The sequence below is a fragment of the Sorangium sp. So ce1014 genome (assembly GCF_051521505.1).
GTDB lineage: Bacteria > Myxococcota_A > Polyangia > Polyangiales > Polyangiaceae > Sorangium.
In genome coordinates, this window is the sequence record NZ_CP150356.1 from 4,238,522 (window position 1) to 4,261,537 (window position 23,016).

Consider the following 23,016-nt stretch of genomic DNA (forward strand, 5'->3'; position numbering starts at 1 on the left):
TGCCGTCGCGGGGCACGCTGCCGCGGGCGTCCGCCAAGGCGCGCCTTAAAGGAGGCGGCCCCGCCAAGGCGCGCCTCCAAGGAGGCGGCGCCGCCGTGCTGTGTGCGCTCGCCAGGGGTCGGCCGCGACCGTGCTGCGTCGCGGCACGCTGCGCGGGAGGCTTCGCCGCCCGGCGCTGCGCGCGCCCCGGCGCCGGCTTCGTGAGCCGACGCTCGCCCCGGCGTGTTCGGCGTGCGTCCGCCGCAAACGAACTCGTGGAGCGGGTTGCCAGTGCTCGTGACGCTGACTAGTCTCCGCGCCCGCATGAAGCTAGCCCGCGCACTTCTCCAGACACCTCGCGTCGTCAGTGTGGGCCTCGTCGCCTCGATCCTGGGCGGGCTCGGGGTTGCCGGCTGCTTCGTTGACAGCGAGGGGCTCCCGCCGCCGGCCGAGGGGTTCTACTTCCCGACAGGCCTGGCGGCGTCTCCGGGCGGCCGGGTCCTCTACGTCGCGAACTCGGACTTCGATCTCCGGTACAACGGCGGCACGGTCCAGGCGCTGGATCTCCAGCGGCTGCGCAAGAGGGCGCTCGCTCTCCAGGGGTCGCTCACCCCGCGCGAGGCGGGCGAGGGCGCCGGCGGCGCCGTGAGCGCGGCGTGCCAGGCCTTGGGCCTCTCGACCAACCCTGCGCCGCTGCTCCACCCGGGGCCGTGCTCGCCCCTCGACCTCTCCGCCCTCGATGGCGACGAGGAGGTCGTGCGGGGCTCGGCCGTGCTCGGGGCGTTCGCGTCGAACGTCCTCCTCGTGCACCGGCCGCTCGTCGGCGAGCTCGCCGACAGCGCCGCGGACGCGCCTCAGACGCGGCTGTTCGTGCCCGTCCGCGGCGACCCCTCGGTCACCTTCTTCGACCTCGCCGACGATCGGCTCGACGCCCCCGATGCGCAGCGCTGCAGCGGGGACGCCTGCTTTCGGCTGGACTGCGGCGCGGCCGCGGCGGGCGGGCGCTGCGGCAGGGACCACCGCATCGGTGAGGATCCGGGGCAGGAGCTCCTCCGGCGCAAGCTGCCGCTCGAGCCGCTCGGGATCGCCGCCGGCCCGGACGGGACGAGCGTCGTCATCTCGCACCAGACGACGGACGCCGTGAGCGTCATCGTGAACCCGTGGGAGAAAGGGAAGAGGCCGCAGCTGGCCGCGGTCCTCCCGGATCTCGCCCTCGGCCCCACGGAGCTCGCGGCCGTGCCGCCCCCGCGCCTCATCACCCAGGTGAAGGCAGCAGACCAGGAGATCGACTACCAGCCCGCGTTCGCGCTCACGTTCATCGCGGCGCCGCAGCTCGATCTGATCAGTTACCGGGAACCTTTCGAGGGCGCGCCGCCGCTCCTCTACCAGTCGGCAACGACCCGGATCACCGCGCTCACGAGCGGCACCGACAACCGCGGGATCGCGGTCGACGCGCACGACCGGCAGGTGTGCGAGGCGGGCTGCGGGGACGTCGACTACGCGTGCCTCGCCCGGTGCGCGGAGATCCCGCTCCAGGTGTTCGTGGCGCATCGGTTCCCGAACTCGCTGCTCATCGGCGAGGTGAGCACGACGCTTGTCGAGAACGATGCAGCCGATCCCGCCAGGCCCGAGACCACGTGGGCCGCGGCGTACGAGAGGCTCGAGATCCGCGACGCCGTGCCGCTCGCGGCCTACCCGTCGCGGGTCGAGGTGGGCGAGGTGATCGGCGAGGACAACGAGCGCCACCGGAGGATCTTCGCGATCGCGTTCGACTCCAGCCGCGTGTTCTCCTACGACCCGGAAGCGCGCGAATTCGACCCCGTCATCTCCACCGGGCGCGGACCGCAGGCGCTCGCGTTCGACACGGGCCACACCTGCGGCGACGAGAAGGAGCGCTGCGACTGCGCGCCGGGCAGCGACGGCTGCGAGCCCTATTCCTTCATGTACATCGCACATTTCACCGACTCGTACCTCGGCGTCGTCGATCTCGACATGCGCAAGAACACGTCCGGAACGATGATCCTCACGGTGGGCACCCCCGTCCCGCCCCGGGAGTCCCAATGAAGCTGCGCGTTGCGCTCATCGCCCCCGCCTCGGTCCTGGCGCTCGCCGGGTGCGGCGAGGAGATCGAGCCGGTCGCCGTCGAGGCCCTGGCGCAGTCCGGCCGGAGCGCCTTCGTCTGCCTCGCCGTCGATCGGCCGGACCCGAAAGCGCCGGGCGTGGTGCGCTCGCTGCCGATCACGGATTGCTCGAGCCGCACGGTCGAATCGCCCGGCGACTTCGGCGTCGAGGAGGGCAGCGGGGGCAAGGCCACGCTGCCGCACCTCTACGCGCTCGTGACGCAGACGTTGCGCGGCGAGATCGCGGTCGTCGACATGACCACCGAGAGCTCGCCGATCCTCGATCAGGACACGGGCACGCCCGGCGCGAGCTTTCTCCCGGTCGGCGCGCAGCCGGTCGACATCGCCGCGACGCCCGGGGGCACCGCGTCGTTCGTCGCCGTCGCCGAGCCGGGGCGCGCGGGGATCTTCGCGCTCCCGTCGGCGAAGGTGCTGCCGCGCGGCGGCTGTCCGGTCCCGTCGCTCGTCTCGTGGCCGGCGTGCTCGCTCCCGTCGCCGCCCGGCGAGATGCTGCTCGTCTCCGATCCGCCCGGACCTGACGGCAAGCTGCGGGCCTCGTGCTCGAGCGACTACGACCTCGACCCGACGAGCCCCGCCGAGGCCGAGGCCGGCGGCGACGCCTGCGGCAGCGGGAGCGGCGACCTGAGCCAGGAGGGGCTCGGCCGGCAGAAGCTCCTCGTGACCCTGCCCGAGCTCGGCGGCTTCGCCGTGATCGACGCGCAGGCGCTCCTCCAGGACGAGCGGTACAAGGAGGGCGGGTTCGCGCCGTGCGAGGTCGAGCGGTGGGTCCCCCTCCAGGCCTCGCTGCCGCTCTCGCCGCCGGCCGCGCCGCCCGACGAGGCGCCGGACGGCCCGGCCGCGTGCGTCCAGCCGGCGGCCGCGACCAGCCCGGCGCAGGCGCTCGGGACGCCGCGGCCCCGGGGGCTCGCGCTCGCCGGCGACCGGCTGTTCATCGCCGATCTCGACGCCCCGGTGATCCACGTCGTCGACGTCCCGACGCCCTGCGAGCCCACCGAGCTGCCCCCGCTCCTGCCCGCGTCGACGCTCGAGCCCGAGCGCGTCGTCACGACGACCCGCCTCGCGGTGAGCCAGCCGTTGCCGCCCGACTTCCGCCGCTACCTCTACGCGGTCGACGCGGGCGACGGCAGCGTGATGGTCTTCGACGTCAGCGACGGCGCGTCCGGCCAGTCGCCGCTCGTGCGCCCTCATCCGGAGTGGAACCCGTTCCAGCCGCCCGACCGGATCCGCCTGACCGCGCCGGTCCGCGATCTCGTGATCGTGCAGCGCGACGCCCCCGCGATCCTCCCCGCGACGGGCGTGGCCCCGGAGGGGCTCCGGTGCGATCCCGATCCGAGCCTCAAGCCGTGCGACAGCAACGTCTCCTCGTGCGACCTCGAGACGCTGTACCGGACGTCGGCGAACCGCGACGCCGGCGCCGGCCCGCTGAAGCTCCGCGGCTCGTTCGCGTACCTGGTGCTCACGAACGGCCAGGTCGCGGTCGTCGACGTCGACGACCTCGACGCGGCCTGCCGCGGGCCCGAGCAGCCGAGCCTCCGCGCCGGCTGCGCCGAGGGCGCCTCGGAGGGCGACCCGCGGCTCAAGACGAGCGGCGAGGCCTCCTGCAACGTCGTCCTCCCGCACGCGCTCCGCTCGGAGAGCTACGTCGCGACGAGCGACGCCGTCGGTGTGCGCGAGCCCGGCGTGCAGGGCCTGCCGATCCTCTACGATCGCAGCGGCGCGGTCGTGCAGCTCTCCGCGGCGAGCCCGAAGATGCGCGCCACGTTCCCGTCCGACGCGGCGGACGCGCCGGCGCTCACGCTCGCGGTGGGGGTCGAGCCCCTGGCGATCGCGTCGGTCGACGGCGTCGAGAGCGCGCTCGACGAGCAGGGGCTCGTGCTGAGGTCCGGCGAGCCGCACCACGCGCTGACGATGAACATCGAGGACCCCCGCGTGCACCTCGTCAACGAGACGTGGACCGTGACCTACGAGGGGGTGCTCCCCGGGTTCACGCGGACCTTCGTCCACTTCGACGGCGACGGCCACCTCAGGAGCGGCGACGCCCGCTTCTGCCGTCGCGGCGTGCAGAGCCTGAACAGCGTCAAGGACCAGCCGGTCCCCGCGGGCGTCGACGCCGCGCAGCTCGCCGACTTCGTGCAGATCACGTCCGAGCTCCCGGGCGAGGACACCCCGTACTGGGCCGACGTCGACGAGGCCGTGTGCTCGTTCGACAGCTGCAACGCGAAATACGGCAACGTCATCACGTCGCGCCCGGGGCTCCGCGTCGTGGAGGCCTACGACGACCACCTCGAGCTCGATCAGGGCGACCCCGAGGTCGCGTTTGCGGCGTGCTGCTTCCCCGGAGAGGTGCAGGTCGGTGTCCGCGCCGGAGGCCAGTGGGTCGTCCGGAGCAACGCGGCCGGCTTCCTGCACCACGTGATCGCCGATCCGGCCACGGGCGCCTGCCGCAACTCGTGCGACGCGCGCCTCGCGCGGCTCAACGGGCGCGTCGTGCACACGCCCGGCGACGGGCGGGTCACCGACGGCGATCCGGGCGCGTTCGTCAACCCGATGTTCCGCTTCGCGATCACGGGCGGCGCGCCCGAGCCCGAGCAGGACATGCAGTTCCGCTTCACCACCCAGGGGGCGTTCGACCCCCTGCTCGTCGAGCTCGTGAACGAGGCGGAGCTCCAGCCGCAGGCCATCCGGCTCGTCCCGGCGACCGGAGAGCTCGCCGTCACCGACGGCTCGCTCCAGGGCCTGATCCTGCTGGGCGGGAGCGGCGCCGAGGTCGTGCGCCGGTTCCACTGAGCCGCTCGCCCCGCCCGCGCGCCATTCCGATCTCCTCGCCAATTTTTCCACGAAAACGTGGCGAAAACGTGGAGCGAGCGTTGAAATAACGCTCGAATCCCGCGTAGACCTCATCGGGCGCCGCGGCTAATACGCCGGCGATGCAGCCGTCCGAGCAGCCTGCGGCCAGGAAGAAGCTGACCCCGGTGATGCGCCAGTACGAGGAAGCGAAGGCGCTCCACCCGGACGCGGTCCTCTTCTTCCGGATGGGCGACTTCTACGAGATGTTCAACGACGACGCGGTCCTCGTGTCGCGCGCGCTGAACCTGACGCTCACGAGCCGCAACAAAGGGGAGCCCGAGGAGTCCCCGATGGCCGGCGTCCCGCACCACGCCGCGCACGGGTACATCGCGCGGCTCCTCGCGCTCGGCCACAAGGTGGCGATCTGCGAGCAGATCGGGGACCCGTCGAAGATCAAGGGGCTCGTGCCGCGGCAGGTGGTGCGCGTCGTCACCCCGGGGCTCGTGACCGAGACCGATCAGCTCGACGCGCGCGCCAACCACTACCTGGCGGCCGTCGACGGCGGCGGCGTGCCGCGCGGCGACGGCGGCGCCGCGGGCGGGCCGTACGGCCTCTCGCTGCTCGATCTCTCCACGGGCGAGCTCTCGGCCACCTCGCTCCCGGACGCCACGACGCTGCTCGCGGAGCTCGCCCGCGCGGATCCGCGCGAGGCGCTGATCGCCCGGGATCTGCCGGACATCCGCGCCGCCGCGACCTCGCTCTCCTGCCGCGCGGCGCTGCGCGACGACGACGAGCTCGACAGCGCGCAGGTCGCGTCGATCCTCGACGACGCCGCGATCGAGCCGATCTCGGCGGCGGCGCTGGCCGAGCACCCGCTCCCGGCGGTGCGCGCGGCGGCGCGGGCGCTGCGCTTCGCGCGCCGCTGCAGCCCCGGCGCGCGCATCCCGGTGCGCCGCATCGCCCCGCACGACACCTCGGGCACGCTGCGCATCGACGAGACCGCCCAGGCGCACCTGGAGCTCGCGCGGGCCGCCGACGGCGGTCGCCGCGGCACGCTGCTCGACGTCATCGACGGCACGGTCACCCCGGGCGGCGCCCGGCTCCTGCGCCGCCGCCTGCTCACGCCGCTCGCGGACGTCGCGGCCATCCGCCGGCGCCTCGACGAGGTGGAGCTCTTCGTCGCGCACCCGCGCGCCCGGGGCGAGCTGCGGGAGGCGCTCGGCGGCGTCGGCGACCTCGAGCGCCTCAGCGTCCGCGCGCTCCTCGGCGAGGCCACCCCGCGCGACCTCGGCTGCCTGCGCGACGGCCTCACGGCGGCCCCGGGGGCCGTCGCCGCGGTCCGGTCGATCCCCGACCTCGGCGACGTGGGCGCCGCGCCGCTGCTCGCCGAGGCGGCGGCGGTGGATGTCGTCGCCGACGTCGGCGCCGAGCTCACCGCCGCGCTGATCGAGCGGCCGCCGCCGAACGCGCGCGAGGGCGGCATCTTCCGCGAGGGCTACGACGAGGAGCTCGACGAGGCGCGCGCCGTCGAGAAGAACGCGACGGAGCTCATCCTCGCGCTCGAGGCGAAGCTGCGCGCGCAGACGGGCGCGCCGTCGCTCCGGGTCAAGTACACGCGCGTGTTCGGCTGGTACATCGAGGTGACGCGCGCGCACGTCGCCAAGGTCCCGGAGAGCTTCCGCCGCAAGCAGACCGTCTCGACCGGCGAGCGGTACACGAGCGACGAGCTCGACGAGCTCGCCGACAAGATCGAGCACGCCGGCGCGCGCGCGCTGGAGCGCGAGGCGGCGCTCTTCGAGCGCGTGCGGGGCCTCGTGGCGAAGAGCGAGGGCCGCCTCCGCGCCCTCGCGCGAAAGGTCGCGTCGTGGGACGTCGCCGCCGCCCTCGCCGACGTCGCCCACCGCAACGACTACGTGCGGCCGCACGTCACGTCGGGCGAGGCGATCGCGATCCGCGACGGCCGCCACCCCGTGGTCGAGCGCTACGCGGCCGCGGGGCACTTCGTGCCGAACGACACCCGCCTCGATCTCGCGGGCGAGCGGCTCTGGCTGATCACGGGCCCCAACATGGCCGGCAAGTCGACGCTCATGCGCCAGGTCGCGCTGATCGTCGTGCTCGCGCAGATGGGCAGCTACGTGCCCGCGCGCGAGGCGGAGATCGGCCTCGTCGACCGGATCCTCTCGCGCGTGGGCGCGAGCGACAACGTCGCGCGGGGCGAGAGCACGTTCATGGTCGAGATGCGGGAGACGGCCGAGATCCTCCGCGACGCGACGCGGAGATCGCTGGTGATCCTCGACGAGATCGGGAGGGGCACGAGCACCTACGACGGCCTCGCGATCGCCTGGGCGGTGGCCGAGCACCTGCTCGACGCGATCGGCTGCCGCGCCCTGTTCGCGACGCACTACCACGAGCTGACGGAGCTCTCGTCGCGCGCGCCGGGCATCGCCAACTACTCGGTCGCCGCGCGCGAGCACGGCGACGACGTGATCTTCCTGCACAAGCTCGAGGCGGGCCCCGCGAGCCGCAGCTACGGCGTGGCGGTCGCGCGGCTCGCGGGCGTCCCCGAGGGCGTGCTCGCGCGCGCCCGCGCGATCCTCGCGACGCTGGAGTCGGGCGCCGCGCTGCCGGGCGGCAAGCACGCCTCGCTCCGCGGCCGCACGCGCGGCGGCGGAGCGCAGCTCGACCTGTTCGTCCCCGCGCAGGCGGCGGCTGCGCCGGAGCAGGCGGCCGTCATCGAGACCCTGCGCGCGGTGGACGTCGATCGGCTCGCGCCGCTCGACGCGCTGAGGCTCGTGGCGAAGCTGAAGGGCCTGCTCGGCGGCGCCGGCAAGTGACGGCGGCCCTCGCGCCGGCCGCGCCTCAATCCGGCGGCGCGATCTCCCGGAGCTCGGTGCCGCCGGCGTACGCGTAGCTCACGAACGAGTCGAACCCCGTCACGAGCAGCCCCACGGGCGCGGAGGCCGTGATCCAGTGCACGCCGTCGCGCTGCCGCCCGGGCAGCACGTTGTCCGGCGCCTGCTGCGTCGGATCGATCGTCGCGAAGCTCAGCTGGCAGCGGTAGACGACGAACGGCGGCGCGCGGCGCCCGCGCTCCTCGTCCGTGAGCCCGTCCGCGGGCGCGATCTCGCAATCCTCCGGCCCGAGCTCCACGTCGTTGAGCCGCACGACGGCCGACCGCGGCGCGATCACCGAGATGAAGTCGAACGCGTACTTGTCCGGCGTCAGGAACACGTAGTCCGGCCGGAACTGCTCGATGGGCGGCAGGATGAGGAGGCTCGGGTCTCCGCCTGGCAGCCCTTGTCTGACCCCGGTCGCGTTCTGGCTGGCCATGATCTGCGACACGATGACCGGCTCGGAGCTCTCGAGCATGAAGTCGCCCCACGCCGTCACCTCGTGGAACTGGCCCCGCGACGCCAGCGTGATCCGATCGTCCGGCGGCGGCAGGGTCGTCTCGATCACGGCGCCCCGGCTGCTGGCCGCCACGATCCTGACGTACTCCGGCTCAGGCACGACCTCGATCTGCGCGCCGGCCTCCTTCACGGTTTGCGATCGGCTCGGCGTATGCGGCACGACGAACCGTTTGCCGGTCGTCCGGGTCGGATCGAGCTGGTCCTCCAGGTGGTCGGCGCAGCAGCGCCGATCCGCGAGCGTGGCGAAGTGGGGCGCGTCCGAGGCCTCGCTGCCGGTGAAGGCCGCGATCGGCTGATCGGCCCTGACGATCGAGCCGGTGAAGTCCGCGTTGAACCCGCCGGTCTCCAGGTTGAGCACGTCGAACGCGCCGAGCTTGACCTCGATCGACCCGCCCGCCGGCGTCTCCGGGACCGGCCCGCCGCCGACGACCTTCGCCGTCGTCTGCACCTGCACGGTGGTCTCCTCGCGCGTCCCGACGATGGTCAAGAACGCCCGCAGATCGATCGGGTTCAGCGGATTGAAGTTCGTGTCCGGATCGTCCGTGCTCGCGATGGTCTGCGGCCACCCGGCGACGACGTACGCCGTCGACATCGCGCCCGGGTTGTACGTCAGCGCCTCGCGCGGCTTCAGCAGCGAGGCGTCGTTGGAGAACACGTTGACGTTGTCCAGCGGGTTGAACTGGTAGGCGACGATGGGGAACTTCGACGTGATCTTGTACGCGTGCCGCGTGAGCGCCGTGTGCGTGCCCGTGTTGTACTTGCCCTCCGGGCTGCCATCGACCTCGCGCGGCCCGAGCTTGAACACCTGGAGATAGAACGGCGCGATGAGCGCGCTCGCGATCTCCACGGGGGCGGGCGCGTCGCCGGGCGCGCCGTTGTCCTGGAAGATACGGACCTCGTTGGGCACGTCCGGCTGCGGGTTCGAGATCACCACCGCGAACTGCTGCGCCGCCGCGTTGCTCGTCGCCTCGATCCGCGCGTTGTCCAGATCGACCGCCCAGTACTCGCACCCCACGTTGCTCCGCTCGACCTCGGCGACGGCGCAGAGCGCAAGGCAGCTCCCGCCCCGGCACGCCTCGCCGACCTCCGTGTCGCACGTGTCGAGCACGTCGCCGAAGCTGCCGTCCGGCGCGCAGGTCACGACGTCCTGCCCTCGGCACGACGTCACGCCGGGCACGCACGGCCTGCACCCGAGCTCGAGCGACGCGCACACGAGCCCCCGGGCGGCGCAGTCGTCGAGCGTCACCCAGGCCGGCCCCGCCGCCGTCTCCTCGCAGCGCGCGAGCTCTGCGCCGCACCGGGTCTCGCCGGCCGTGCAGGGCGGCGGCTCCTCCGGGCGATCGCCCCACCGCACGCCGCGGTCGAAGCAGCTTGGCGAGAGCGCGAGCCCCGCGGCGGTGGCGAGGAGGGCGGCGGCCGCCGCGGGCCGCGGGCGGGCGCGGCGTCGTGACCTGCGGGCTCGCCTCGGGGGGACCGGCTCGCTCATCACAGGTGCGCGCTGGAGCTGTCGAGGGAGTAGGCCGCCATCCCTTGCGGCTTGAGCTGCCGGTAGACGAGCTTGCCGTACTCGAAGGCGTCGATCCGCGCCCCGTACACGCCGATCGTGACCGGCCCCGGCGGCAGCGCGCCGTGCTCGATCCCGAGCTGCCGGAGGTCCGGCAGCTCGACGGCGTGCGACCCTGCCGGCACGGCCACGGTCCACCGGATGAGCCCGCTGCCGCTCGCGATGTCGTAGACGCTGAGGTCGACGGGCGCGCCCGCGCTGAACGAGGTCGCGAGGTGCGCGCCGTCCCAGGCGCTGTTCTGCGCCGGCGTCTCCACGGTCGGTACGCCCACGAAGTCGCCGATGCGCACCGGCGCGCTCGTGCTCGTCGAGAGCACCCGCCCGACGACGGAGAGCGGCGCGAGCCCGGCCTGGCCGGTGACGGCGCGCGCCGAGGAGTGGTAGCTCGCCCCGAACAGATCGCGGTTGAGCGGCGGCACGCCCACGAACGTCAGCCGCCCGTCGAACGGGATCAGCGGGCGCTGCGCGCCGATGGGCAGCGTGGCGAACCCGTCGTTGCCGATCATCAAGGACACGTTCGCCTGGATCCGGTCCGGCCCCTTCGGCCCCTTCGCGGGCGCGGTGACGTCCATCGAGAGGGCGTGGTCGAGCGGCTGGTCGATCCGCACGAACACGTCCCTCGTCACCCGGTTCGGGTGCAGCGGGATCCCGCGGACGACCCCCATGGCGTAGGCGGTGAACCGCGGCGGCGTCGTCGATCGATCCTCGAGCCCTGCCAGCGCGTAGATCGAGCGGTTGCCGGGCGCGAGGTACATCGTGAACCCGTGCCCGAGCTCTCCCGCCGTGTCCGGGGTGATCGCCTGGTACTCGGGCGGCAGCTGGAAGGTCGCGAGCGGATCGGTCCCCGTCGTGAACACGTACGCCGCCCGGCGCTCGGTCGCGCGCTTCGGGTTCGGGATGTTGCCCCACGCGGCGCTCCCCGGGTCGAGCGACTTCTCCCAGACGAGCTCGCCTTCGAGCGCGCCCGCGCTGCCCACCTTGCCGCCGACCGGCGGGGGCGGGTCGCCGGAGGCGCCGCAGGCGGGGGTGAGCACCGGGTCCAGGTACACGGTCACCGTGTCGACCGGCACGTCGACGAACGAGATCGGGCTGTGGCACGTCGCGGCGACGGTGACGGTCCGCGGGGCGTCGAGCGAGGCGTCCTCGAACACGGCGACGCCGGACGCGTCCGCGACGCGGCTGAGCGCGGACGACACGTTGTTGCCCACGAGGACGCGCGCCCCCGGGATCGGATCGCCGGTGAAGTTGTTGTAGGCGAGGACCTTGAGCCGCCCGGCGAGGGGGGCGCCGCTGAGCCCGCCTTTGTAGCCGTTCTGGCTGTCCTCGTAGGTGTAGCCGTCGAGCACGAGGATCGTGTCGTCGCCGGTCGTCACCGAGATCGTCTTCGCGCCCGGCGTGCCCTGGGGCACGGTGCAGACGAGCCGGGTCGGCCCGTCGACGGCGAGCGACGTGCACGGCTTCTGATCGATCCTGGCGACGGTGGTCGCGTCCCAGCGCGTGCCCTGACCGATGAGCTCGATCGCCGTCCCGCCGGAGATCGGCCCGCTCGACGGAGACGCATAGAGCGCGTCGTAGACGTAGCCGCCCGGCAGCGATCTCCGGGTCGAGGTGTCGTCGCCGTTCTGCGCCGTGAGCTCCACCGGCCCTGCTTCGCCCGGCGGCGCCGCCACCTGGACCCGGCTCGGATCGATGGGCACGATCGCGGACGGATCGACCTCGACGTCGCCGAACCAGACGCGGACCTTGGAGCTGAAGCCGTTGCCGTGGAGCAGGACGCGCTGGCCTCCGTTGAACGGGCCGTGCGTCGGATCGGCGCCGAGCAGGGCGTGCGGATCGGCGTCCGGCAGCCCCGTGCTGGTGGTGGACGACGTTGTCTGCGGGTCCACCCCGAAGTCGCCGCCGTCGCCGTCGGTCTGCCGGCGGATGCCCTCGGGGGCCGAGGCGATGCAGGCGGAGACGACCGCGAGGCTTGCGCAAATCGGGGCGAAGCGTGCAGTAAGAAAGCGTCGTGACGCGGTTCGCACGAACCGAGTCTACGCCATCGTGGGTGCTGGGCCACGGCGCGCGCGCGCAGGAGCGGGAGCGCGGCGCGCGGCGCCGCGCTCCCGCTTCCCGAACCCTGCGGAAGCACGTGAAACCACGTGATAATGTCGCCCGCTGGCGCTCCCGCGCCGTCGCTTGACAAGCGCGGCGCATCGGGGTAGCAAACCGCCCCCTTCTCGCGGCTCGTGACGAGGGGGACAGCGGAGGTTGAATCCTCGCTTTCGCTGTCGCAGCGCAAATCCACACGCTCTCCTGGCACCCACGGCATTCCGCGACCCGGTGCCCCTCGACACGGACGCTTTTTCCAGGTCCGCGCGAGGGGTTGGTGGCGGGAGGGGGAGCGGCGGACCAACCGAAAGGACAAAGCCGTGACCGATACAAGCTTCTCCGAATCCGTTCCCGCGGCCGACACCATGCAGGCCGTTGCCCCCCAGCCGGGGGAGTTCCCGCTCCCGCTCCGCTCGCTGCTCGACGCGGGCGTGCACTTCGGCCACCAGACCAAGCGCTGGAACCCGAAGATGCGGCCGTTCATCTACGGCGCGCGCAACGGCATCCACATCATCGATCTCGACCAGACGACGCGGCTCTTCAAGCGCGCGTACGACTTCCTGACCGACGCCGTCGGCCGCGGCGGCCACGTGCTGTTCGTCGGCACGAAGCGCCAGGCGCAGGACATCGTGCAGGAAGAGGCCCGGCGGTCGGGCATGTACTTCGTCACGAACCGCTGGCTCGGCGGCACGCTGACGAACTTCCGGACCATCAAGCAGGGCCTCGATCGCCTCCGCACCCTCGAGCGCATGAAGGAGGACGGGACCTACGAGCAGCTGCTCAAGAAGGAGGTCGTCCGGCTCGAGAAGGAGCGCGATCGGCTCGAGAAGTACCTGGGCGGTCTCAAGGGCATGGGCGGCCTCCCGGCGGCGATCTTCGTGATCGATCCGCACCAGGAGTCGATCGCGATCAGCGAGGCGCGCAAGCTGAACGTCCCGGTCGTGGCCATCACGGACACGAACTGCGACCCGGATCTCGTCGACTTCGTGATCCCTGGCAACGACGACGCCATCCGCTCGATCCGGCTGATCACGGCGCGCGTCGCGGACGCGTGCGTCGAGGGTGCGCAGCGCCGCCGGGATCACGGCGACGGCTCGCAGCCTCAGGGCGGCGGCGGTCGCGGCCAGCGCGACGAGATCAACGTGTACCAGGGCGGCCGCGGCGGCGGCGGCCGCGGCGGTCCGCGCCAGCAGGCGTCGTAGCGCGGCGCGAGCCGCGTCGGAGCGGCCCGGCGCTCGGGCGGCGGGGGTGACGATGTCGCCTCCGCCCGGGAGACGCGGCGATCGCAGGAGCGCAGGGGGCGCGGGGACAGAAATGAAAATTTCGTGCCTCTGCGCCTTCTGCGCCTCTGCGGTTCGGCCGGCTCGTCGCGCGGGCCCTCGGGGTCATCAGTCTGAAGTGCGATGAAGAGGGGCCGCTCGGCGCGGCCTCTTCCTATCTAGGTTGAAGGAGAAAGAGCCATGGCCGGCATCAATGCTCAGGCGATCAAGGAGCTTCGTGAGCGTACCCAGGCGGGGATGAGCGACTGCAAGGGCGCCCTCACCGAGGCCGAGGGCGACATGGAGAAGGCGGTCGAGATCATCCTGAAGAAGGGTCTCGCGAAGAGCGCCAAGCGGGCCGGCGCGTCCGCGACCGAGGGCGAGGTTCGCGCGGCGGTCGCGGCCGATCGGCGCAGCGCGACGATGGTCGAGGTCAACATCCAGACCGATTTCGCCGCCCGCAACGACGCGTTCCGGCAGTTCGTCGGCGAGGTGCTCGCCGCGGCCGAGAAGGCGCCCGAGGGTTCGGACGCGAGCCAGCTCTCGATGGGCGGCAAGTCGGTCGCCGACGCCGCGACGGAGCTGACCGCGCGCATCGGCGAGAAGGTCGCTGTGCGCCGCTGGGATCGCGTGTCGATCCCGGCGGGCAAGCACGGCGTCGCGCACGCGTACGTGCACCTCGGCGGCAAGATCGGCGTGCTCGTGGCGGTCGAGGCGTCGAGCCAGGCGGTGGCGGAGCACCCCGAGGTGCAGAAGTTCATCGACGAGACGGCGATGCAGGCCGCCGCGATGAGCCCGCTCGTCCTCCGTCGCGACGAGGTCTCGGCGGACCTGAAGGCCAAGCAGCAGGAGATCTTCGAGGCGCAGCTGCGCGAGGATCCGAAGCCGAAGCCCGAGGCGGCGTGGCCGAAGATCATCGAGGGCAAGTTCAACAAGTGGTACTCGGAGGTCGCGCTCCTCGAGCAGGAGTCGGTCGAGGCGGCGTCGCGCGGCGCGGCGGGCCAGACGATCGACAAGCTCCGCCAGGCGGCGGAGAAGGCGGCCGGCGGCGAGCTCACGCTCACGCGCTTCGTGCGGTACGAGCGCGGCGAGGGCATCGCCAAGAAAGAGGACGACTTCGCCGCCGAGGTGGCGAAGATGGCCGCGAGCTGAAGCGGTCCGATGCGGGGGCGTCTCGCCGCCGTCTCGATCGACCTCGACGAGGTCCCGAACTACTTCGCCATTCACGGGCTCGCCGTCCCGGAGCGCTCCGGGGCGGCGGTCTCGCTGAGCGCCGTCTATGACACGGCGCTGCCGCGCATCGCGGGCTTCGCTGCATCCCACGGCATCCCTGTCACGCTGTTCGCGATCGGCCGCGACCTCGCCCGCCCCGAGAGCGCGGCGGCGTTGCGCGCGCTGAGCGACGCGGGCCACGCGGTCGAGAACCACTCGTACGGGCACCGTTACGACCTCTCGCAGCTCCCGCGCGCCGCGATCGCGTGGGACGTCCTGCTCGGCGCCGAGGCGATCGCCGAGGCGGTGGGCCGGCGTCCGACGGGCTTCCGCGCGCCGGGGTACACGGTGAGCGACGCGCTGTTCGACGCGCTCGATGCGGTCGGGGTCGCGTTCGACTCCTCGGTGTTCCCGTGCCCGCCGTACTACGCCGCCAAGGCGCTCGCGATGGGGGTGCAGCGCGTGAAGGGGAGGGGATCGTCGGCGATCCTGGACACCCCGCGCGTGCTCGCGGCGCCGCGCCGGCCTTACCGGCCTGGGCGGCCGTGGTACACGCGCGGCGGGCGGCGCTTCGTCGAGCTGCCGATCCAGGTGACGCCCGGGTTGCGGCTGCCGGTCATCGGGACGAGCGTCGCGCTCGCGGGCGCCGCCGGTGCGCGGTGGCTGGCGCGCGCCTGCGCGGGGGAGGCGCTCGTCAACCTGGAGCTGCACGGCATGGATTTCCTCGACCGGGGCGACGGCCTCGAGGCGCTCGCGCCGTACCAGCCGGAGCTCCGTGTGCCGCTCGGCAGGCGGCTCGAGGCGCTGGGGGCGTTCGTGGAGGAGGTTGCTCGGGGAGGGGCGACGTTCGTGCGGCTGGACGAGGCGGCCAGGGACAGCGGGCTCGTGGAGTGACCGGGGGATCGGCGTCGACGGGCGGCGCGAATTGCCTGACGAGCATGGTGCCGTCGGGTACCTTCCCGGCGATGGAGTTCGAGCGCCTGCAGGAGCTCTACAACCGCTGCAACCCGGACGAGCCGCTGTCGCCGGGCGACCCGCGCAACGTCGACATCGATCACCGGGGTGTCCGCGGGGCTCACTGGACGAACAAGCTGGCGCGTCAGATCGAGCTCTCCAGGACGCCGGTCTGCCAGCTCTTCACCGGCCTCCGCGGCACGGGGAAGAGCACCGAGATCCAGCGGCTCGCCGAGCGGCTCTCCGATCCGAAGCGACGCAACCTGCTCACGGTCCTGATCGACGCCGACGATGTCCTCGACCTCACCGTGGAGATCGACATCTCGGACGTGCTTGCGCTCGTGCTGCTCCACGCCGAGCGCACCGTCCTGGCCGCGGAGGGAGGCGATGCGGCCAGCGCGTTGACGGACGGCCCTCACCGGCGGCTCTGGGCGTGGCTCTCGCGGACGGATGTAGAGATCGGAAAGCTCACCGCGGGCGTTGATGCGGGCGCGAAGGCCGGCATCGAGCTCAACCTCAAGACCAACCCGACCGTACGCCACCGGGTCCGCGAGATCGTGGCCAGGCACCTGTCCACCTTCGTCCGCTTCGTGCACGACGAGCTCCGGGAGCTCGACTGGCGCGCGCGCAAGCTCGGGCGCTCTGGCCTCGTGATCCTCTTCGACTCGCTGGAGAAGCTCCGGGGTACGAGCCTCACGTGGAAGCCGGTGCTCGAGAGCGCCGAGCGCATCTTCTCGACCGGCGCGCCCTACCTCCAGCTGCCCGTGCACGTGCTCTACACGATCCCCCCGGCGCTCGCGCGCCGCATGGTCGAGCCGCCCGTGTCGTTCCTGCCGATGATCAAGGTCCGGGACGCCGAGGGCACGCTCCACCCCGACGGGGTCGAGGTCATCGCGGAGCTCGTGAAGAAGCGGATCGACGAGGCCGCGCTCGAGGAGATCTTCGGCAAGACCGCGCTCCGGGACAGGATCCGCGCCATCGCGCTCTGGTCGGGGGGCTATCCGCGCGAGATCGTGCGGTTGCTCCAGACGCTGCTCGAGCTCGAGGCGTTCCCCGTCGACGCGAAGACGCTCGAGCGGGAGCTCTACCGCGCGGGGAACGCCTACCGGAGCATCGTCTACGACAGCGGCGCGATCTCTTGGCTCGCGACGGTGAAGCGCACGAAGCGGCTCATCACCACGAGCGATCAGGAGCGCGAGGCCGCCGACCACCTGCTCCAGAACAACGTCATCCTGCGTTACCTCAACGACGAGGAATGGGTCGACGTCCATCCGTCCGTTGCCGGAATGCGGGAACTTGCCGATCCCTCCATGGACGTCAAGGATGCCGCGGCGGAGAAGGGCGCATGACCGGCGCCGCGGGCGGGGAGCGCTCGCGGCTGATCCGGGCGCTCGCGCTCTCGCGGCGGTTTCACCTCTACCTCGCGCGGTGCGCGAGCCCCCGCGCGGCGGATCAGCTTGTCGCGAAGCTGTTGGCGGAGCTCCCGCAGCTCGGTCGCGCCGACGTCCACCTGGTGCGGCTGGAGCCCTATAGCGGGCGGATTTCGGACACGCCGCTCACAGACGGCGAGCTCGCGGATCGCGTCCTGCTTCCGCTCCTCGATCCGCCTGAGGAGCTCCGCGGCGCGATCCACCTCGTCGACGCGTCGCGCGCGACGTATCGGGACACGGCGGCGTGGGCGCGCTTCTTCTCGCTCTGGAACGAGAAGCGCAACGTCCTCGGCCCGTCCCGCGGCGAGGTCGTGGTGATGCTGCCGGCCGCGCTCGCGCCGGTGTTCGCGGCCGCGGCGCCTGATGTGTGGTCGATCCGGAGCGGGGAGTACGTGATCGAGGAGGACGGGAGCGCGCGGGGAGCCGGCCTGGAGGTTTCGGCGCAGGGATCCATCTCGTTTGTGGGCGTTGCTCGTGGGGTCTTACCCTCACTGAGCGCGACGGTGCCGGGGAACGTGGGAGGGCGCGTCGACGATGCGCTGCTGCTCTTCCGCGCCGTGTCGCCGCTGGCGCTCTTCGGCGGCGATCTCGTGGTCAGGCCCTGGGTTGATGATCTCCTCGCCGCGCGCTGGGCCGGTGATCTGTTGATCGAGCAGCGCGGGCTATCGGACGTTGAGGCGTCCATCGAGGCGCAGCGGGAGTTACGCCGCGCCGATGCGATGCTCGCCGAGCGGTCCTTCCACGCTGCCGAGGAGCTCCTCGTCGGTCTCCTGGAGCGCGCCGACGCCGGCTCCACGGAGCTGACCGCCGTCGCGCTCTCGGACCTCTCCATCGCGGTCGCCGCGCAGGACCGCGCCGCCGAAGCCGCCGTCCATGGGCGTCGGGCGCTTTCGCTCGTCAACGTCGAGCCCGGCGGCGCGGGCGTCAGCGCGGCTGTGTCGCCGGGCGTGACAGCGTGCGTGCTGCGGGCCAACGCGCTCGCGCAGTGGTGCCTCGGTCACCTCGAGGACGCGGAGCAGCTCGACCAGACGCTCGCCGCCGGGATCGAGGCGTCGGCAGAGGCCGCACGACGGCTCCTTCTCCCCGTCGTCGCTCGCTCGCGTCTCCTCCGGCTCCTCGAGCGCGGCCATGTCGTCGCGGTGCGAGAACAGGTCCCCGGGCTGCTCGATCCCGGGCCGCAGGCGGGATCTCTCCGGAGTTCGTCGGTGGCAGCGGATGCGATCACGCGTGGTGTCATCGCGGATCTCGAGTTTCTCTCCGGTCACCTCGATTCGTCGATTCGGGAGCATGAACGAGCCCTCGTCGAGGGGACGACCTGGCCGGACGAGCACGCGAGCCTCCCTCGCCGCGGGGAAGTCGCCATGGCGCTCGTCGAGATCGTCCGCGGGAACGAGGAGCGGGCCTCGAAGCTCCTCGGGCGTCCGAGGGCTCCACCGGCTCCCTCGGACTGGGGGGAGCTCGAGCCAGAGGGCGGCTTTCGAGCGGAGGCGTTCCATGCGGTGACGTCGGGGCTCCTCGCGATGGTCACGGGGGATCCTGGGGGCGCATCGACGTGGTTTGAACGCGCGCGCGGCCTGGTCGCCGACTGGGGTCGATGCGGCCTGGACCGGCGATCGCGCTTTCGCGCGCAGCTTCTCGTGGAGCTGCTTCGGACCTCGCTCGAGCCGGAGGGCGATCGCGTCCTCGCGTCGGCGCGCGATCTCGCCCACGAGGCCGAGGCGCTCCTCGGCTCCACTGCGGAGGACCACATGAGCCGCGTCCTCGCGGTGGCGGCGAACCGCGAGCACGCGCGGCGGCTCGCGCGGGCCGGCGCCGGTGACGCTCGCTCCGTCGCGCAGCGCGCTGCGACGCTCGCCCGGCCCCTCGGCGGCCTCGGCGTGCCCGCGTGGGACGAGCTGCTCCGCGCCGCAGAGCGCTCGCTCTGAGTTTCCCTGCGGGCGGCGGCCCGTGGCGCGGCTGTTGCCGGCTGGAGGCCAGGGGAGGGTGATGTAACGCGGCGCGTCGTGCGCGCGTTCCGGCGCGTCGTGCGCGCGTCCCCGGCGCGTCGTGCGCGCGTTCCGGCGCGTCGTGCGCGCGTTCCGGCGCGTCGTGCGCGTTCCCGCGGTCTCCGGCGCGCGGGGGCGACAGGCTTCCCGCGCGCCACCCCCGCCTCGTGCGCGTGTTCGACCCGCCTGCGCGCGCGTCTCGCCGTGCCGCGCGCGCGCCTCGGCCCGCCGGTGCGCTGGCCTGACCGGGGTTGCGCGCGGCTCTGCGCCGGCCTCGCGCGCGCCGTCCGCCGTCGTGCCGCCGTCCACCCGGCGTTGCGTGCGCGCCGCGCCCCGCCGGTGCGCCCCCTCGCCGCCCTCGTGCGCCCTCCCGGCGCGGTGTGTCCCGTCGGCCGGGACGGATCGCCGCGACGTGATCTTGCTCAGCGGAGGTGCCCGCTTTCCTTTCATTGACGCTTTCCCTTAGCTTTTCCTCTCATGGCCACTTCAAAGACAAAGAAGCCCGCGCCGGCCACCTCGCCGGCGGAGGTACCGACCGTTTCATCCACCACCGTCACCCTCGACGCGCTCGCGAGGGAGCTCGGTCCCGCGGACGGCGCGTTCGCCGCGCGGACGTACGCGGGGATCCCCGAGGAGGATCTCGTCGCGGAGGGGACGCGCATCGATTCGCAGAGCCTCATCGACGATGTCCCGCATTTCGTCGCCTCGGCGCGGCGGATCCTGGGCTCGCTGTCGGAGGCGCAGCGCGGCAAGGTGCGCATGCCCGCGGCGCTCTTGCCGCTGCTCGTCGCCGAGGCGGGCAGGCTCCAGGCGATGAAGCGGTCGCACGAGGCCGCGGCGACCGAGGTCGCCGGCGCGAGGGCCGCGCTCGAGGTGCAGGGGCGGAGCGCGATGCGCGACGGCATCGGCGAGCGCGATCTCTGCTACGACGGCCTGCGCAACGCGCTCGGCGCGCGCCGCATGGCGCGGGTCGACGCCGTGGTGGGGCGCGCGGATTCCCCCGAGAGCCTCGCCAAGGGCCTCGAGGCGCTCGCGAGCTTCATCGAGGAGACCCGGAGGGCCGATCCGGCGCAGGACGCGAAGGTCCTCGAGGACTACGACGTCGGCGCCGAGTGCGCGGCCGCGCTCCGGGTCACGGCGCAGCGGGTGCGCGGCATCGGCAGCATCCAGATCGCCGCAGGGCGCCGGGTGACGCAGCGGGCGCTCGATCTGCAGGACGGGAGGGTCGCGATCGTGATCGAGAAGATCCTCCGCGCCTTCAGGGCGGCGCGCCGGGTCGATGGAACCATCCTGGTCCCCGAGCTGAACAAGGCCGCATGGATGTTCGAGGCCCGCTCGGGCAGCTCCGCCAAGAAGCCCGCGCCCGGCGGAGAAAAGCCCGCGCCCGGCGGAGAAAGGCCCCCGCCCGGCGGAGAAAAGCCCGCGTCCGGCGGAGGCGGAGCGCAGGGCGATGTCCCCGCGGTGCAGGAAGAGACGACGCCGATCCTCGGCGCCGATGGCTGATCCCCGTCCCCGGACCCTGGGCGGCGCATGCCGCGCGCGATCGTACGAGGCCCCCCTCCGGCGCCTCAGCTCGCGACGAGCCGCCGCGCGAACGCCATCCCGAGGACACCGGCGAGCAGGCACCCGACGACGGTGACCACGACATTCACCACGCCCGTCATCCACGCGCGGCCCTCGAAGAGCTTGAGCGTCTCGTAGTTGAAGCTCGAGTACGTCGTGAACCCTCCCATCACGCCCGCGCCCAGCCCGAGGCGGAGCGTCGGCGACAGCAGCTCCGTCGTCGCGGCGACCTGCATGAGGACGCCGAGCAAGAACGACCCGATCACGTTGACCGCGAGCGTCCCATACGGAAACCCGGCGCCGAAGCGCTGCTGGCACCACGTCGATAGACCGTAGCGGGCGAGGGTCCCCGCCGCGCCGCCGAGCCCGATCCAGAACCACCGATCCATTCGCTTCACTTTATCGCGCCCGTCGCGCGCTTTGAGGCCGGCGGCTGCTGCCCGCGCCCTACTCCGCGGCCTTCCTGAACTCGATCACCCGGCCGCCCTCGCCGCTCTTGCTGTCCACCAGCGCCGGCCGGTTCACCCGGGAGATGTGATCCGGCGCCACCCCCGCCGCCGCGATGAACTGGCGCGCCTGCTCGTTCTCGCCGGTCGCCAGCTCGTCCGGCGTCCCCGACGCGACGACCCGCCCCTGGATCACGAGGAACGCCTTGTGCGCGATGCGGAACGTGCTCGCCATGTCGTGCGAGATCACCACGCTCGTCACCTTGTGGCGCGACCGCGTCTCCTCGATCAGATCGTCGACCATCCGGCTCGTCAGCGGATCGAGCCCGCTGGTCGGCTCGTCGTAGATCAGGATCTCGGGCTCGAGCATCAGCGCGCGCGCCAGACCCACGCGCTTGCGCTGCCCGCCGGACAGCTCCGACGGCATCCGGTCCTCCTTGTTCTCGAGGCCGAGCGAGTTCAGCATCCCCACGACCTTCTCGCGGATGTCCTTCCTCGACATGTGCTTCCGGTGCTCGCGCAGCGGGAACGCCACGTTGTCGAAGATCGTGAGCGAGTCGAGCAGCGCCGCGTACTGGAACACCATGCCGAACCGCTGGCGCATCCGGTTCATCTCGTAGTCGTCGAGCGCGCCCATATCCACGCCGTCGACCCAGATGTGCCCGCTGGTCGGCCGCTCCAGGCCGATGAGCAGCCGGAGCAGCGTGGTCTTGCCCGCGCCCGATCCGCCGATGATCACCGCCGTCTCGGTCCGCCGGAGGTGCATGGTGATGCCGTGCAGCACCTTCGTCGCCCCGAACGACTTCTTGATGTCGTCGACGAAGAGATGATCCTCCGGCTCCCACCCCGGCGGCATCGCGACCCCCGGCTGCGCCCCGGAGGCGGCCCCGTTCCGGGGAGGCTGGCTGGGCGGCCTTCTCGACATCGGCGCGGCACGGTACCACGGAGGGGGGCCCGCAGGACGCCGATCGCCTTGCATTGCCGTAAGGGCGAGCACGCGCTTGACGCGGCCGGGCGCGGGACGGAAACGTTGGTCATGACCGACGACCTCCTCAAGGCAGCCCTCGACACGGCCGAGGCCAAGACCGACAAAGACGGCTGGGCCGAGCTCCCCGAAGGGCGCGCGCTCACGCTCTACGCAGCCCACGACGGCGTGGCGCTCCCGGTGACAAAGATCGACGCCGTGCTCAGCGTCGGCGGGCTCCTCAAGGCGCGCAGCACCAAGGGCGAGACCTTCGTGCTCGCGCTGAAGGACGTGTTCGCCATCGCCCTCGACGGCGGCGGCGGCAAGGGATCCCAGACCAGGAAGGCCGGCTTCCTCGGCTGAACGCGGCGCCCCTTCCATGGCCAGATCGCCGAGAGCGGGAGGAGGTCCTGCGGCGCGCTCCGCCGAGCGGGCCGTCGACCTCGCGCTCGCCGAGCTGGAGCGCCGCTTCGGCCTGGGCCGCAGCCTCGCCGCTCCGGGATGGGTGCGCGAGCGCGTCCTCGCCGTCCTGAGCGCCGTGGCCGCGCGCCACGGCGTGTCCCCGCTCGCGGCCGCCGAGCGGCTGCACGAGGACAGGGAGGCCATCGAGGACATCGTCAGCGCTCTCCGCGTCGGCGAGACGCGGTTCTACCGCGATCCGATCATCTGGGAGGCCATCGCCGCCGCGGTGCTGCCCAGGATCCCGCCCGACGTCCCGATCGCCGGCCTCTCGGCCGGCTGCAGCACCGGCGAGGAGGCCTATACCCTGGGGATGGTCCTCGCCAGCGCCGGCCGCCGCTTCAGCGTGCTCGGGGTCGACCGCGCCGCCCCGGCGATCGACGCGGCGCGCGAGGCCGCCTACTCCGCCGAGGCCGCCGACCAGCTCCCCCCGGCCTTCGTTCAGCGCTACTGTGAGCAGAAGGGCGGCGCGCTGCACGTCGGCCAGAAGCTCCGTGACGTCGTATCCTTCGAGGTCTGCGATCTGGTCCACGCCGTGCCGAGCGGCGGCTTCCAGATCATCTTCTTCAAGAACGTCCTCCTGTACCTCGCGGAGCCCGCGGGCGACGCGGTCGCCCGCCGCCTCGCCGCCGAGCTCGGCCCCGGCGGGCTCCTCTTCTCGGCCGCGAGCGAGGCGCCTCGGCTCTGCGGCGCCGGCCTCACCGCGGTCAGGGTGAACGCGCACGTCACCGCCTTCCGCGCCCCGGGCACCTGAGAAAGCGACAACCCATCG

General features: G+C 72.7%; 15 protein-coding genes. 11 read left to right on the forward strand and 4 right to left on the reverse strand.

All coding sequences use genetic code 11. From position 1 onward, the window contains the following. Positions 1-303 precede the first annotated feature (303 nt). The 3 genes from WME75_RS16080 (at position 304) to mutS (ending at position 7,741) form a co-directional block, all read left to right on the forward strand. Positions 304-2,043, forward strand: coding sequence for a hypothetical protein (locus tag WME75_RS16080; protein ID WP_437491646.1), 1,740 nt, complete (start codon positions 304-306; stop codon positions 2,041-2,043). Beyond that, entirely contained in the window at positions 2,040-4,907 is a 2,868-nt protein-coding gene (locus WME75_RS16085) for a hypothetical protein (RefSeq protein WP_437491648.1), read from the forward strand. Before WME75_RS16080 ends, WME75_RS16085 begins: the two co-directional genes overlap by 4 nt. A 140-nt stretch (positions 4,908-5,047) precedes the next feature. Further along, entirely contained in the window at positions 5,048-7,741 is a 2,694-nt protein-coding gene (mutS, locus tag WME75_RS16090; protein ID WP_437491651.1) for a DNA mismatch repair protein MutS, read from the forward strand. Between the two features lie 25 nt (positions 7,742-7,766). Here mutS and WME75_RS16095 read toward each other — a convergent pair whose 3' ends face one another. Both WME75_RS16095 and WME75_RS16100 read right to left on the reverse strand, forming a co-directional pair. Next, positions 7,767-9,803 (reverse strand): IgGFc-binding protein, encoded by a 2,037-nt coding sequence (locus WME75_RS16095; RefSeq protein WP_437491653.1) that lies wholly within the window; start codon positions 9,801-9,803, stop codon positions 7,767-7,769. Continuing rightward, on the reverse strand, positions 9,803-11,905 hold the full coding sequence (locus WME75_RS16100) for an IPT/TIG domain-containing protein (protein WP_437491655.1): 2,103 nt from the start codon (positions 11,903-11,905) through the stop codon (positions 9,803-9,805). The genes WME75_RS16095 and WME75_RS16100 overlap by 1 nt, the downstream gene beginning before the upstream one ends. Positions 11,906-12,337: 432 nt before the next feature. Between WME75_RS16100 and rpsB the strand changes: the two genes are divergently transcribed. From rpsB to WME75_RS16130, 6 genes are all read left to right on the forward strand, one after another. After that, positions 12,338-13,174: a 30S ribosomal protein S2 gene (gene rpsB / locus WME75_RS16105; RefSeq protein WP_437494837.1), complete on the forward strand. Its 837-nt coding sequence runs from the start codon at positions 12,338-12,340 to the stop codon at positions 13,172-13,174. A 258-nt stretch (positions 13,175-13,432) separates the two neighbouring features. Continuing rightward, the gene (gene tsf / locus WME75_RS16110; protein ID WP_437491658.1) at positions 13,433-14,383 is read left to right on the forward strand and encodes a translation elongation factor Ts; all 951 of its coding nucleotides are present in this window, start codon (positions 13,433-13,435) and stop codon (positions 14,381-14,383) included. A gap of 9 nt (positions 14,384-14,392) precedes the next feature. Continuing rightward, positions 14,393-15,337 (forward strand): polysaccharide deacetylase family protein, encoded by a 945-nt coding sequence (locus WME75_RS16115; RefSeq protein WP_437491660.1) that lies wholly within the window; start codon positions 14,393-14,395, stop codon positions 15,335-15,337. Positions 15,338-15,381: 44 nt separating this feature from the next. Further along, positions 15,382-16,746 (forward strand): hypothetical protein, encoded by a 1,365-nt coding sequence (locus WME75_RS16120; RefSeq protein ID WP_437491662.1) that lies wholly within the window; start codon positions 15,382-15,384, stop codon positions 16,744-16,746. Next, entirely contained in the window at positions 16,743-18,752 is a 2,010-nt protein-coding gene (locus tag WME75_RS16125; RefSeq protein WP_437491665.1) for a hypothetical protein, read from the forward strand. Before WME75_RS16120 ends, WME75_RS16125 begins: the two co-directional genes overlap by 4 nt. A gap of 537 nt (positions 18,753-19,289) precedes the next feature. Beyond that, positions 19,290-20,315 carry a hypothetical protein gene (locus tag WME75_RS16130; protein ID WP_437491668.1) on the forward strand — a complete coding sequence of 342 codons (1,026 nt, stop codon included), beginning with the start codon at positions 19,290-19,292 and terminating at the stop codon, positions 20,313-20,315. 65 nt (positions 20,316-20,380) lie between these two features. Here WME75_RS16130 and crcB read toward each other — a convergent pair whose 3' ends face one another. After that, complete coding sequence (crcB, locus tag WME75_RS16135) at positions 20,381-20,764, reverse strand: fluoride efflux transporter CrcB (protein WP_437491671.1); 384 nt, start codon at positions 20,762-20,764, stop codon at positions 20,381-20,383. 58 nt (positions 20,765-20,822) lie between these two features. Then, positions 20,823-21,746 (reverse strand): ABC transporter ATP-binding protein, encoded by a 924-nt coding sequence (locus WME75_RS16140; protein ID WP_437491674.1) that lies wholly within the window; start codon positions 21,744-21,746, stop codon positions 20,823-20,825. Positions 21,747-21,857: 111 nt separating this feature from the next. Here WME75_RS16140 and WME75_RS16145 point away from each other — a divergent pair, with 111 nt between their 5' ends. After that, a complete protein-coding gene (locus WME75_RS16145; protein WP_437491677.1) occupies positions 21,858-22,148 on the forward strand; it encodes a hypothetical protein in 291 nt (96 codons plus the stop codon). 16 nt (positions 22,149-22,164) lie between these two features. Next, positions 22,165-22,998, forward strand: a complete 834-nt coding sequence (locus tag WME75_RS16150) for a CheR family methyltransferase (protein ID WP_437491680.1) — start codon at positions 22,165-22,167, stop codon at positions 22,996-22,998. Positions 22,999-23,016: the final 18 nt, after the last annotated feature.